The sequence below is a fragment of the Kitasatospora sp. NPDC096147 genome, from assembly GCF_044763225.1.
GTDB lineage: Bacteria > Actinomycetota > Actinomycetes > Streptomycetales > Streptomycetaceae > Kitasatospora.
On record NZ_JBIWFX010000007.1, the window covers coordinates 81,531 to 93,588 of the forward strand.

15 protein-coding genes are annotated in these 12,058 nt (G+C 74.3%); 9 read left to right on the forward strand and 6 right to left on the reverse strand.

Annotated features, from left to right (window positions below):
- Positions 1-158: 158 nt before the first annotated feature.
- A complete protein-coding gene (locus ACIRBX_RS22615; protein ID WP_402298880.1) occupies positions 159-1,706 on the forward strand; it encodes a sigma-70 family RNA polymerase sigma factor in 1,548 nt (515 codons plus the stop codon).
- 144 nt (positions 1,707-1,850) lie between these two features.
- Here the strand turns inward: ACIRBX_RS22615 and ACIRBX_RS22620 are convergent, their stop codons facing one another.
- Positions 1,851-2,624: a glycosyltransferase family 2 protein gene (locus tag ACIRBX_RS22620; protein ID WP_402298881.1), complete on the reverse strand. Its 774-nt coding sequence runs from the start codon at positions 2,622-2,624 to the stop codon at positions 1,851-1,853.
- A gap of 130 nt (positions 2,625-2,754) precedes the next feature.
- Between ACIRBX_RS22620 and ACIRBX_RS22625 the strand changes: the two genes are divergently transcribed.
- Positions 2,755-3,174 carry an NTP pyrophosphohydrolase gene (locus ACIRBX_RS22625; protein WP_402298882.1) on the forward strand — a complete coding sequence of 140 codons (420 nt, stop codon included), beginning with the start codon at positions 2,755-2,757 and terminating at the stop codon, positions 3,172-3,174.
- A 60-nt stretch (positions 3,175-3,234) separates the two neighbouring features.
- Here the strand turns inward: ACIRBX_RS22625 and ACIRBX_RS22630 are convergent, their stop codons facing one another.
- Positions 3,235-4,374: a PucR family transcriptional regulator gene (locus ACIRBX_RS22630; RefSeq protein ID WP_402298883.1), complete on the reverse strand. Its 1,140-nt coding sequence runs from the start codon at positions 4,372-4,374 to the stop codon at positions 3,235-3,237.
- 87 nt (positions 4,375-4,461) lie between these two features.
- Between ACIRBX_RS22630 and ACIRBX_RS22635 the strand changes: the two genes are divergently transcribed.
- From ACIRBX_RS22635 to ACIRBX_RS22645, 3 genes are all read left to right on the forward strand, one after another.
- Positions 4,462-5,517, forward strand: a complete 1,056-nt coding sequence (locus tag ACIRBX_RS22635; protein ID WP_402298884.1) for a ferredoxin reductase — start codon at positions 4,462-4,464, stop codon at positions 5,515-5,517.
- Between the two features lie 7 nt (positions 5,518-5,524).
- Positions 5,525-6,649: a fatty acid desaturase family protein gene (locus ACIRBX_RS22640; RefSeq protein WP_402298885.1), complete on the forward strand. Its 1,125-nt coding sequence runs from the start codon at positions 5,525-5,527 to the stop codon at positions 6,647-6,649.
- A gap of 121 nt (positions 6,650-6,770) precedes the next feature.
- Positions 6,771-6,911: a hypothetical protein gene (locus ACIRBX_RS22645; RefSeq protein ID WP_402298886.1), complete on the forward strand. Its 141-nt coding sequence runs from the start codon at positions 6,771-6,773 to the stop codon at positions 6,909-6,911.
- 66 nt (positions 6,912-6,977) lie between these two features.
- Here ACIRBX_RS22645 and ACIRBX_RS22650 read toward each other — a convergent pair whose 3' ends face one another.
- The 4 genes from ACIRBX_RS22650 to ACIRBX_RS22665 form a co-directional block, all read right to left on the reverse strand.
- A complete protein-coding gene (locus ACIRBX_RS22650) occupies positions 6,978-7,313 on the reverse strand; it encodes a hypothetical protein (RefSeq protein ID WP_402298887.1) in 336 nt (111 codons plus the stop codon).
- A gap of 100 nt (positions 7,314-7,413) precedes the next feature.
- A complete protein-coding gene (locus tag ACIRBX_RS22655) occupies positions 7,414-8,325 on the reverse strand; it encodes a YihY/virulence factor BrkB family protein (RefSeq protein ID WP_402298888.1) in 912 nt (303 codons plus the stop codon).
- 108 nt (positions 8,326-8,433) lie between these two features.
- Positions 8,434-8,751 carry a hypothetical protein gene (locus tag ACIRBX_RS22660; protein ID WP_402298889.1) on the reverse strand — a complete coding sequence of 106 codons (318 nt, stop codon included), beginning with the start codon at positions 8,749-8,751 and terminating at the stop codon, positions 8,434-8,436.
- 121 nt (positions 8,752-8,872) lie between these two features.
- Complete coding sequence (locus ACIRBX_RS22665; protein ID WP_402298890.1) at positions 8,873-9,316, reverse strand: SRPBCC family protein; 444 nt, start codon at positions 9,314-9,316, stop codon at positions 8,873-8,875.
- A gap of 168 nt (positions 9,317-9,484) precedes the next feature.
- Here ACIRBX_RS22665 and ACIRBX_RS22670 point away from each other — a divergent pair, with 168 nt between their 5' ends.
- The 4 genes from ACIRBX_RS22670 to ACIRBX_RS22685 all read left to right on the forward strand — a co-directional run bounded on the left by ACIRBX_RS22670 (position 9,485) and on the right by ACIRBX_RS22685 (position 11,935).
- Complete coding sequence (locus tag ACIRBX_RS22670; RefSeq protein WP_402298891.1) at positions 9,485-9,970, forward strand: DUF427 domain-containing protein; 486 nt, start codon at positions 9,485-9,487, stop codon at positions 9,968-9,970.
- A gap of 155 nt (positions 9,971-10,125) precedes the next feature.
- Positions 10,126-10,569 (forward strand): ATP-binding protein, encoded by a 444-nt coding sequence (locus ACIRBX_RS22675; protein WP_402298892.1) that lies wholly within the window; start codon positions 10,126-10,128, stop codon positions 10,567-10,569.
- 242 nt (positions 10,570-10,811) lie between these two features.
- Complete coding sequence (locus ACIRBX_RS22680) at positions 10,812-11,228, forward strand: SsgA family sporulation/cell division regulator (RefSeq protein ID WP_402298893.1); 417 nt, start codon at positions 10,812-10,814, stop codon at positions 11,226-11,228.
- A 488-nt stretch (positions 11,229-11,716) separates the two neighbouring features.
- Positions 11,717-11,935, forward strand: a complete 219-nt coding sequence (locus tag ACIRBX_RS22685; protein ID WP_402298894.1) for an MbtH family protein — start codon at positions 11,717-11,719, stop codon at positions 11,933-11,935.
- The last annotated feature ends 123 nt before the right edge of the window (positions 11,936-12,058 follow it).

Here is a 12,058-nt window from a genome sequence, read left to right on the forward strand (position 1 = left end):
GCTGAGAGCTGCGGAGAAGAGGCCTGCCCGGGCCGGTGGCCCCCGCACCTGGTGCCGCTCACCCCGCTCACCCGGATTCCCGGTGGAATTCCTGATATCCGGGTGCGCGCCACGGGTCTCCGAACCGGACGGGTCGGGCAATCCCAGGAGGCGCAGCGATGCAGGCAGAGCACACCGTCGATCCGGAGGTGGTGAGCGCGGCCCGGGCGGGGAGCGACGCGGCGCGGGAGCGGCTGGTCGCCGAGCACCTGCCGCTGGTCTACAACGTGGTCGGCCGGGCGATGAACGGTGACCCGGAGGTGGACGACGTGGTCCAGGAGACCATGATCCGGGTGGTCGGCGGCCTGGCCGACCTGCGTGACCCCGCCGCGTTCCGGTCCTGGCTGGTCGCCATCGCGATGAACGAGGTACGGCGCGCCTGGGCCGCCCGCCGTGCGCGTCCCACCGTCTCGCCCGACCACTCGCTGGAGCAGGTGGTGGACCCGGCCGGGGACTTCGTCGGCCTGACGGTCCTTCAGCTCGGGCTCTCCGGTCAGCGCCGGGAGGTCGCCGAGGCCACCCGGTGGCTGGACGAGCGGGACGCGGACCTGCTGGCCCTGTGGTGGCAGGAGGTGGCCGGCCGGCTCACCCGGGCGGAGCTCGCCGCCGCGCTGGACCTCTCGCCCGCGTACGCGGCGGTGCGGGTCCAGCGGATGAAGGAGCAGCTGGAGGCCGGCCGCCTGGTGGTCCGGGCACTCGCCGCCACCCCGGCCTGCCCGGAGCTGGCCGCGCTCACCGTCGGCTGGGACGGCCGGCCGAGCGCCCTGTGGCGCAAGCGGATCGTCCGGCACGGCCGGTCCTGTGCACGCTGCGGGGCGGACGCGGGTGACCTGGTCCCCGTCCAGGGGCTGCTGGCCGGGCTGGGGCTGGTCGTGCCGCCGCACGGGCTGGTGCCGCACGACCTGCTCGGCGCGGCCGTCTCCTGGGCGCACCGGACGGCCGACGCCCAGGCCGTGACTCCGCCGCACCCGGGCGGCGGCGCGGGCGGGAGTGACGGGGGCGGGACGCTGCTCGGGGCGAAGTCCGCCGTCGCCGGTACGGCCGTCGTCGTGGCGGCCGGGCTGATGGTGCTGATCCCGTACGTGTCCACCAACCCCGGCAGCACCCCCGGCGCCGCGCCGGCCCGGCCGGAGTCCGGCCCGACGAGCGCGCCGCCGGCCCGCCCGTCGAGCGGCGAGCCGTCGGCACCGCCGCCCGTGCCGGTGTTGAGCACGCAGGCCGCACCTCCGACCGTCCCGACGGCACGGCCGACCCCGACCCGGAGCGTGATCAGCTCGCCGCCGCCGGCCTCCGAGCAGCAACTCGTCGACCTGGTCAACTCCGCCCGGGCCAAGCAGGGTTGCCGCCCCGTCCGGGTCGATCCACGGCTGCGGACGGCGGCCCGCCGGCACGCCGCCGACATGGCCGCCCAGCACTACTTCGGCCACCGCGACCCCGCCGGGGCGGACACCGGGGACCGCATCACCGCCGCCGGCTACCGGTGGACGAGGCTGGGGGAGAACCTGAACCAGCACCGGAAGACCGCAGCCGAGGTGCTGAACGACTGGCTCGGCGGCCCCAGCTCCCTGCAGAACGTCATGGACTGCCGGTTCACCGACGCCGGCGTCGGCATCGCGCAGACGCCTGACGGCCCGCTGTGGACGCTGGACCTCGCGGCCGGCGAGTGACCGGGGGACCGGGGCTGCGGCGGACGGCGGCGGACGGGGGCGGGAGTGCGCGCCGCGTCCACCGCCAAGGCCCGGAGGCGGTGGTGACGGATCGTCACCGCCCGCCGGGGCCCCGGTGCCTGGGACCCGGCGGGCGGCGGGAGCCTAGATCTTGCCCTTGCGGACCGAGTGCCACGCCGCACCGGCCAGCGCGCGGGTCGAGCGCACCAGGGACAGGTGCTCGTGCTCGCGGTAGAGCCGCCAGTTGTGGCCGACCAGGTTGAGCTTGTTCGAGGACAGCGACCCCGCCCGTCCGGCCCGGTAGACGGCCAGCGGCTCCTGGAGGCCACGGGCGGGGTGGCCGTCCCGCATGATGTCCAGCCAGAGCGCGTAGTCCTGCCGCTTCGGCATGTCCGGCATCAGCCGGGTGCCGAGCGCCGAGCGGTCGTACATGGCGGTCAGCGCGCCGATGTGATCCTGCGTCAGCATGTCCCGGTACGTCACCCGCTGCCGGGCCTCGACCACCCGGCCGTTCGGGACGAAGTCACGGGCCTCGCCCTCGTGGTCGCCGTCGACCTTGTAGTACGAGGTGAAGGTCAGCGGTGCGTCGCCGGCGGCGGCGAAGGCGAGCTGCCGCTCCAGCTTCTCGGACAGCCACATGTCGTCGCTGTCCAGGAAGGCCACGTACTCGCCACGGGCCCGGGCCAGCGCGAGGTTACGGGCCCGGGCGGCGCCGCCCTGCTCGGGCGCGGCCTCCACGAGCACCCGCTCGTCCTGGCGGGCCAGGTCCTGCAGCAGGTCCATGGAGCCGTCGGCCGAGGCGTCGTCGGTGATCAGGAGTTCGACGTCGGCGTGGGTCTGGGCGAGGACGGAGCGCACCGACGCTCCGAGGGTGGTCGCCGAGTTGTGGACCGGCATGACCACGGAAACCAGGGGCACGGCAGTGCTTCCTCACTCGAAGGGGAGTCGTCGCTGTTCAGGGCCAGCACGTTGATCAGAACCGTACCAAGCGGACGGACCCTGCTGTACCGGGCAGTGGCAGCTGCGGTCCGTGGCAGGCTTGTCGGTCATGGAAGAGGACTACGGCGGACCCGGGCTGCCGCTGCTGGTGGTGGACGCCGCGAACGTGGTGGGATCGGTCCCGGACGGCTGGTGGCGGGACCGCCGGGCTGCGGCGGAGCGGCTGCGCGACGCGTTGGCTGCGGTCGCGGAGCACGGGCTGGAGACGAGCGGGCCGTGGCACGGCGGCCCGCTGGAGGTGGTCCTGGTGGTGGAGGGGGCGGCCCGGGGAGTGCCGGGAGTGCCGGAGGTGACGGTGGTCGAGGCCCCGGGGAGCGGCGACGACCGGATCGTCGAGGTGGTCGGCGCGGCCCTGACCGCCGACCCGGAGCGGGCCTGCCTGGTGGTCACCGCGGATCGCGGGCTCCGCGCGAGGGTGACCGCGCTGGGCGCCGAGGTGACCGGCCCACGCGCCGTCCGCCGGGCCTGAGCCCCGGCCGGGCCCCGGCCCGAGCGACCGCCCCCGGCCCGAGCAGCCGTCCCCGAGCCGTCAGCAGGCCCGGGGCCCCAGGGCCAGGGTGAGTTCGAGGACGCGACCCGGTGAGGTCAAGTCCGGGAAGAGATCCCGGAGTTGGGACATCCGGTAGCGCACGGTCTGCGGGTGGACGAACAGCGCCGCCGCGACCTCCTCCCGCCGCCCCTGGTGCAGCAGCCAGGCCCGCAGGGTCTCCTCCAACCGCCGTGCGGTGGTGGCCGGCAGGGCGCGCAGCGGGGCGAGCGCCCGGGCCCGCAGGTCCGCGAAGGCGTCGGCGTCGGCGGTCAGGACCAGCTCGGGCAGGTGGTCCTCGGTGTCCCGGATGCCGGGGGAGAGGGCCCGCGCCCGCAGCGCCCGGGCGTACGAGGCGGACGCCCGGGGCCACGGCCGGGCCGGGCCGACCACGGCGGCGCGGTCGGCGAGTCGGCGCAGCAGCTGGGGCCGGTCGGCGTCGGGGACGAGCAGCAGGCCGGTTGCGTCCGGGAGGTCGTCGAGGACCAGGGTCGCCGGGTCGAGCGAGCGGTACGCGGCCCGGGCCTGGGCGGCCGGCAGCAGGACGGCGGTGAGCGAGTCCGGCGGCTGCCAGCCGGCCCGCTGTACGGAGGCCTGGAGCTCCTCGGGGGTGGCGTCGGCGAGCAGGTCGCGGGCCAGCTGCTCCAGGTGGCGTTCGTGGGCCCGGCCCCGGGCGGCGAGTTCGTCGGCGTGGCCGGCGGCGCTCGCGGCGGAGAGTTCGTCGATGTAGGCGAAGGTCAGCTCGGCGAACCGGGCCACCTCGGCGGCTGGCAGGCCGGCCGGGACGGCGCCCGCCGCCAGGTAGCGCCAGGCCACCCGGGCACCGACCCGGTAGGCGCTCAGCAGGGCGTCCATCGAGCGCCCGTCGCGCACCTCGCCCCGGCCCAGCTCGTAGGCCGCGTCGCCCGCGTCGCCGCCCGTGGTGTGCCCGCTCGCCAGGTCGAGGTAGTGCCCCAGGGCGGTGCGGACGGCCCGCCGGATGGTGCCGCCCATCCGGCCGGAGAGGGCGTTGGCGTAGGAGGGGACCTCGTCGATGATCGCCCGGACCACCTCCTCGGCGGTGGTGGTCAGCTCGGCCCGGAGGGCGGCGACGGTGGTCTCGTCCAGGACCGGTTCGGCGGTCCTGCGGACTGCGTGGCTCATGTGCTTGTTCCCTGCGAACAATTCGACTGGTCAGATTCACGTCCTACGGTCAGGACATTACGCCCATACGCGCAGCAAGCTGGGGCCATGACGAGCACAGCCCTCCGTGGCAGAGCCTGGAAGCTCCTGGAGCTGGTCACGACGCCGCTGCTGCCGTCGGACTACCTCGACCTGGTCAGCCCGCTCCGGGCCGGAGCCGCCCTGCGCGGCCGGATCGAGGCCGTGCACCCCGAGACGGCGGACGCCGCGACGGTGGTGATCCGGCCGGGCCGGGGCTGGCGCGGCCACACGGCTGGGCAGTACCTGCGGATCGGCGTGGACGTCGACGGCGTCCGGCTGTGGCGCTCGTACTCGATCACCTCGCCGGCCGGCCGCCGGGACGGCCGCGTGACGATCACCGTCAAGGCCGTCCCGGACGGCAAGGTCAGCAGTCACCTGGTCCGCCGGGCGGCGGTGGGCACGCTGGTCCACCTCGACCAGCCCGCCGGTGAGTTCGTGCTGCCGCGCCCCCGGCCGGCCAAGGTGCTCTACCTGACGGCCGGCAGCGGCATCACGCCGGTGATGGGCATGCTCCGGGACGGCGGGGCGGCCGACGTGGTGGTGCTGCACTCCGCGCCCCGGCCGCAGGACGTGATCTTCCGCGAGGAGCTGCACGCCCTGGCGGCGGACCGCCGGCTGCGCCTGGTCGAGGTGCACACCGAGGCGGACGGCCGGCTCGACCTGGCCCGGCTCGACGAGTTGGTGCCCGACTGGGCCGAGCGTGACACCTGGGCCTGCGGCCCCGGCGGCCTGCTCGACGCCGTCGAGGCGCACTGGGCCGGGCACGGCCTCGGCGGGCGGCTGCGCACCGAACGCTTCCGCCCGGCCGTCGCCGTGGTCGGCGACGGCGGTGCGGTCACCTTCGGCGTCACCGGCCGGACGGTCCAGGCGGACGGCGCCACGCCGCTGCTGGAGGTCGGCGAGGAGGCGGGCGTGCTGATGCCCTCCGGCTGCCGGATGGGCATCTGCTTCGGCTGCGTCACCCCGCTGCGGTCGGGCGCCGTCCGCGACCTGCGCACCGGCGAGATCACCGAGGCCGAGCCGGGCGTCCTCATCCAGACCTGCGTGTCCGCCGCGGCGGGCCCCTGCGACATCGAACGGTAGGAGCACCGTGACCGCCATCGACCCCGCCGCCCATCTGACCGCCAATCAGATCGAGGAGCTCGGCCGCGAGTTGGACGCGATCCGCGACGAGGTGATCGCCGCGCGCGGCGAGCGGGACGCCGCGTACATTCGCAAGGTCATCTCGGCCCAGCGCAAGCTGGAGCTGGCCAGCCGGGGCGTGCTGCTCTTCTCGCTCTTCCCGCCCGCCTGGGTGGTCGGCACCGCCGGACTGTCGGTGGCGAAGATCATGGAGAACATGGAGATCGGCCACAACGTCCTGCACGGCCAGTGGGACTGGATGCGGGATCCGAAGATCCACTCCACCACCTGGGAGTGGGACCACGTCTCGCCGGCCGACCAGTGGAAGCACTCGCACAACGAGCTGCACCACACCTACACCAACGTGATCGGCAAGGACAACGACCTCGGCTACGGCATCATGCGGGTCGACGAGGACCAGAAGTGGCACCCCTTCCACCTCGGCCAGCCGGTGTGGAACCTGGTGAACGCCTGCTTCTTCGAGTACGGCATCGCCGCGTACGACCTGGAGCTCGGCAAGAACCTCCAGAAGCGCCGCCGCAAGGACCCGGAGTTCCGCGCCCGGGCCCGGGCGGTCGGCCGCAAGATCCGCCGCCAGGTGGTCAAGGACTACGTGGTCCACCCGCTGCTCTCCGGCCCGTCGTTCCTCCCCACCCTGGCCGCCACCTTCACCGCGAACCTGGTCCGCAACCTGTGGACCCACTCGGTGATCATGTGCGGGCACTTCCCCGAGGGCGTCAAGGTCTTCGAGCGCCGCTCGATCGAGGGCGAGACCCGCGGCCAGTGGTACCTGCGCCAGATGATGGGCTCGGCGAACATCAGCGGCAGCAAGGCCATGCACTTCATGACCGGCAACCTGTCGCACCAGATCGAGCACCACCTCTTCCCGGACCTGCCGAGCAACCGCTACGCCGAGGTCGCGGTGAAGGTGCGCGCGCTGTTCGAGAAGTACGAGCTGGAGTACGTCACCGGCCCGCTGCCGAAGCAGGTGTTCTCCGCCTGGCGCAAGGTGGTCCGGCTCTCGCTGCCGAACCGGCGGACCGGGGCCGGGGCGGGCCCGGTGGAGCGCGAGCGGGAGCTCGTCGCGGTCTGAGACCGGGGTGAAACCCGGGCCGGGCGGGCGGTACCGGATCGGGTGAACGGTGGTGTGGTTCCCGGGCGTCGGGGGCAGACGGGCGGTACCGGATCGATCCGTTGACCTGGAGGGCCTGCCCATGTTGCTCCTGCTGTTGGTGGTCCTGATCGCGGCGGCCGGCTTCGAGGTGGCGAACGCCCCGGAGGGCCGCCACCGAGGGGTCCACCGGCCGGTGCCCGTCGAGAGCGAGCGGCGCGGTGCGGCACGGCACCGCCGCTGACGTGACGTCAGGAACGCCCGGCCCGCGAGGGCCGGGCGTTCCGCCGTCCGGCGCCGGACCCGGCCGTCAGCAGTAGTAGGCGTCGGCCTCGTGCCGGAGCAGCGGATCGTGGGCCCGGCGCGGTGCGACCTCCGGCGAGCCCTCCACCACGGCCAGGGTGCGGTTCAGCCGGACCGACTCGTCCTCGACGTCGATCCGGGCCACCACGGAGGGCGGGAGCGGCAGGTGGTCGCCCGAGACCGGCGCACCGGCTGCCACCGGCAGGTGCGCCCAGGCCCCGTCCTCGATGTGCCGCTCCACCCGGCCCGGCCGGGCGTCCAGCGCCTCCCCCCGGAAGCCCGTCGGATCGACACCGACGACCTGGTGGCCGCCGCCGTCCTGGTCGCACGTGTCCGTCGTCATCACGGTCCTCCTCCGATCGCAGCCGGCTACCCCGGGACTCCCCCGTCTGCCCGGACGGAGCCGTCCCAGTCACCGCCGCCGGGAGCCCGCTGACGCTGCGTCAGCCCTCGGCCGGCCGGGGGTCGTCGGCGGGCCGTGCGGTGGCGGGTGCGGCCGGGGCGCCCGCCGGGGCTGCGGCACGGCGCAGCTCCGCCGCGTACTGCGCACCCGCCAGCAGGGCCAGGTTGGAGAGCCAGAGCCAGATCAGGAACACCACCGTCCCGGCGAGCGGCCCGTAGAGGCGGCTGTAGGTGCCCAGGGCGCTGGTGTACAGCGCGAAGCCGGCCGAGAAGGCCAGCCAGAGCGCCGCCGCGAGGGCGCCGCCGGGCAGGCCGGCGGAGCGCCGCCAGGCCGCTTCGGGGCCGGTCCGGAAGACGATCAGCACCAGGGCCACCACCACCAGCAGCAGGACGGGCCAGCGGACCAGCGACCAGACCAGCGCCACCGTGCTGCTCAGGTGCAGCGCGCGGCCGGTGGCCTCGGCGGCCGGGCCGCTCAGGATCAGCGCGAGGGCGCTCACCGCCAGCAGCACCAGTAGCGCCGCCGCCGTGGCCACGATCCTCGGGACCTTGCGCAGCGGGGAGCGCCGGTCGGTGGTGCCGTGCATCCGGTGCAGCGCCCGGCGGAACACCGCCAGGTAGCTGCAGCACGACCAGAGCGCGCTGCCGGCCCCGGCCGCCAGCAGTGTCCAGCCGGTCGAACCGTCGCTCAGCGCCTTGGTCAGCACCCCGCCGACCTCGGCCCCGGCCTGGCCCGGCACCAGCCCGGCCAGGTGTGCGGCCGCCTCACGGGCCGCCGTCGGGCTGATCAGTGCGAAGCCGACCACGGTGGCCAGCAGTGCCGGGAGGACCGCCAGGACCGCGTAGTAGGTCAGGGCGGCGGCGACGTCGGTGACGTCCTCGTCCCACATCGTCAGCGGCGTGCGCCGCAGGGCCCGCCACCACCGACGGTCGCCACCCGAGGACCGAGCCACCGCACACCCCCACCTGACCACGAGACCGACGGCGTCCGACCGGACGTCCCGCCCGTCTGCCCGCCCCGGGCGCCGGCAAACCCGCGCGCCGGGGTGAACGGGACGCGGTCAGCGCCGCCCGGGGCCGACCCCGACGGTGACCGCCCACTGGTGCTCGCGCAGGAGCGCGAGGGCGTCCAGCAGGTCACCGGTGTTGGTGACGTGCTTCCCGCTCCGGTCGTGCACCTCCCAGGCGCCGGGCGCGGGGTGCGCCGTGCCGAGCGGCAGGGGGTGGGTGGGGTCGGTGACGTCGTTGAGCTGGACCGCGTCGCCGCAGGTGGCGGCGGTGTACGTCCGGCCCATGCACTTGACGACGGTGGCCTGCTGGGTGAGGTCCCCGAGGAACGGGACCTGGTCCACCGGGGGCCGGGGGGTACCGGACTGCATGGCTGCGACTCTCCGTGGTGCCGTCATTTCGAAGAGTGACTGTACCCCTGCGTGTCCGTACGGTGCCCCGCGCGCGGGTTTCCTTACGAATCCTTTGCCGGATCGGGAAACTGACATTCCGTCATGTACGACCGGGGCCGGTGGCGAGGACCTCCGGCAGGCGGTCCGCCACCGCGTCGGCGAGGCGTTCGAACTCGCCCCGGAGCAGGGGAGCGGCGAGTCGGGCGAGCCCGTGGAAGCGCAGCTCGGCGTGGTACGTGAGGGTCGAGCCGCTGCCGGTGGGCCGGACGGTGATGTCGTCCGTGGCCGTGACGGTGCGGTTGCGGCCGACGAAGACCAGCCGGTCGGGGCTGAGCCGCTCCAGCCGGTAGACCAGCTCGCTCTCCCGGCCCCGGAAGCGGGAGACGTTGCGCCAGGTCGATCCCTCGGCGACCGGGCCGTCGTCGAGACGTTCGCAGCGGACGGTCCCCGGGTCCCACTCCCGGGTGTTCCCGAAGTCCGCGAGGTAGCGCAGCACCTCCTCCGCCGGCCTGTCGGTCACCATCGTGCGTTCCACGCCGATCATGCGGTTTTCCCGTCCCTCGTCTGCCGACCTGCCCTGGCTTCGGACCGGAGGGCGGGCCCGGATTGGCCCACCGGGGGAGCGGATTCGATGCACGGACGCTCCGGGTACAGCTGCGCGGCGCGGTGGTGCAGGCTCGGAGGTCCACGGCGGGGCGGCGGGAGGAGTGTCATGGCGGATCCGGGTGGCGTCCCCGAGTCGGTGTGGGACTACCCGCGCCCGCCGGCCGTCGAGGCGGTGCCCGGCCGGCTGGTCGAGGTCTGGTTCGGCGGAGCGATGATCGCCTCCTCCCGGTCCGCGCTGCGGGTGCTGGAGACGAGCCATCCACCGGTCTACTACCTGCCGGCGGCCGATGTCCTGGAGGACCTGCTGGCACCGGCCGAGGGGGTGAGCGTCTGCGAGTGGAAGGGGCTCGCCCGCTACTGGGACCTGACGGTGGGTCATCGCCGGGCGGCGCAGGCGGCCTGGAGCTACCCGGCCCCGCTGCCCGGCTACCGCGCGCTGCGCGACGCCTACGCGTTCTACCCGGGCCGGGTGGACCGCTGCACGGTGGACGGGGAGACGGTGCGGCCGCAGGAGGGCGGCTTCTACGGCGGCTGGATCACCGACGGGATCGCCGGCCCGTTCAAGGGCGCGCCGGGGACCTCCGGCTGGTGACGAGGAGTCAGGAGCGCGCAGGAAGGGCCGGTGAGGGCCCGGGCGTCCCGGCGGGCGGTGCCGGAAGGGTGACGATCACCGGTCGTCCCGTGTCATCCGCGCCGGAGGGGGAAGCCGGGAGGCGTGTGACGACGTCGAAACGGAGGGTTGATCGAATGGGTGCGCCCCGGGGGATTCTGAACGACCGGCCGCCCCTGCCGGGTCCGGTCCTGCCGCCGGGCGGTCAGCTGCGCCGCCTCGGGCTGGCGGAGCAGCGGAAGCCGGTCTCGGCCGCGCGCCGCTTCACCGTGGCCGCCCTGGAGGACTGGGCGTGGCCGGAGCGGGACGACGTGGTGCTCGTGGTGGCCGAGCTGGTCGCGAACGCGGTGCTGCACGCGGGTGGTGCCGTGCACCTCACCCTCGACGCCACCCCCGACCGGCTCCGGATCGAGATCGCCGACGGCTCGGCGGTGCTGCCCGCACCGAGCCGTCCGCACAGCCCGAGCCTGCCCGGCGGGCACGGGCTGCACGTGGTCGACCGCACCTGCGACCGCTGGGGCGGCACCCGGCAGCCGTGGGGGAAGACCGTGTGGGCGGAGATCGACCTCCACCGCTCGTGAGGCGCAGTCCCGAGCCCGCTCCTGGGCTCGACGGGAAGCGGGAGGCGGGAGGCGGGCCGGGAACGGGCCGCAGGGTGACGTGGCGTCACGGCCGGGGGTGGCCGCGCGGATGCGCTGCGCCGCCGCGGCCCGCGCCGACGACGTGAGCGGGTTCATCCCGACGGCGGAGCATGCCTGCCCGGGCGGGGGGAACACGCAGCTCACCTCGGCCACCCGCGCCGCCAGTTCCCAGGAGTGCCCCCATGCCGCACGATTCGGTCGTCCACCCGCTCTCCGGGCTGCTGGTCGTGCCGCTGGAACCGGTCCCGTTCACCGCACGGATCGAGTACCGGCGTGACGACCCGTTCGCGGTACGCCTGCACTTCGGTCCCGAGCACACCTTGGACGGCGCCCCGATCGTCTGGACCTTCGCCCGTCGGCTGCTCGCCGACGGGCTCTCCCTGCCGGTGGGCGACGGCGACGTGGGGGTCCGGCCGCACGGCGCGGCCCGTACGGCGGTCGAGCTCCGCACTCCCGACGGCTACGCCCTCCTGGTGCTGCGCACCCGGGAGTTGGAGGCGTTCCTGGACGCGAGCGAGCGGGTGGTGCCGACCGGCTCGGAGGGGCGGCTGATCGCCTGGGACGACGAGCTGGCCGCGCTGGTCCGGGGGGCCTGCTGAGGCGTCCACCCCGATCCGGCCGCCCGTGCGGGCGCTGATCGCGGAGCAACGCAGGGGCGTCGGAGGGGCGCAAGGGGGGCGCACGGAGGTGCCGTGGTGGTGAAGGGGGCTCGGGCGGGCGGACGTCGTGCGGCCCCGATGAGCTTGGCGCGGTCTGGTCAAAACCGGACAGAGAGGGGTGAACCGATCGCCGGGTGATCCATCCGCAAGCGATATGCGCCAACGGCATATGACGAAGGTACGTCTTTATTCGCATGTATGAGTGATTACCTCTCGGTAGTTGTCGAAGGGTGGATGGTGCTCGGTATTAATCTTCATAAGTGACAGGCGTAGGTATGTTTTTCGAGGGAAGCTGTACGCCGTCGCGGTGTGCCGGAAGGCCCGCGCGCCGTGGTGCACATGCGTTTCGGGGGATGTGTGCACCGGCTCACTCGAGGACGCCGCCCGGCGAGGGCCGGCGACCTGACCATGGACAGAGGGTGGGGACCATGAGCAATCCGTTCGACGACGAATCCGGGCGCTTCTTCGTGCTGGTGAATTCCGAGGCCCAGTACTCGCTGTGGCCCGCGCGCCTCGACCTCCCCGGAGGGTGGGACCGAGTCGGCCCCGAGGGGTCGCGGCAGGAGTGCCTGGACCGGATCGAGGCAGCCTGGACGGACATGCGTCCGGCGAGCCTGGTGGCGGCGATGGAGGCCGGGACGGGCTGACGCCCCGTCGGGTCCGGACGGGCGTCCGGGGTCGGGGCCGGTGGAATCGGCGGCCTCGAACGCATTTTCGCCCGTCGTGCTATTCGCCGGTCCGGGGTGGTGACCGGTCAGCCGTGTGCGGCT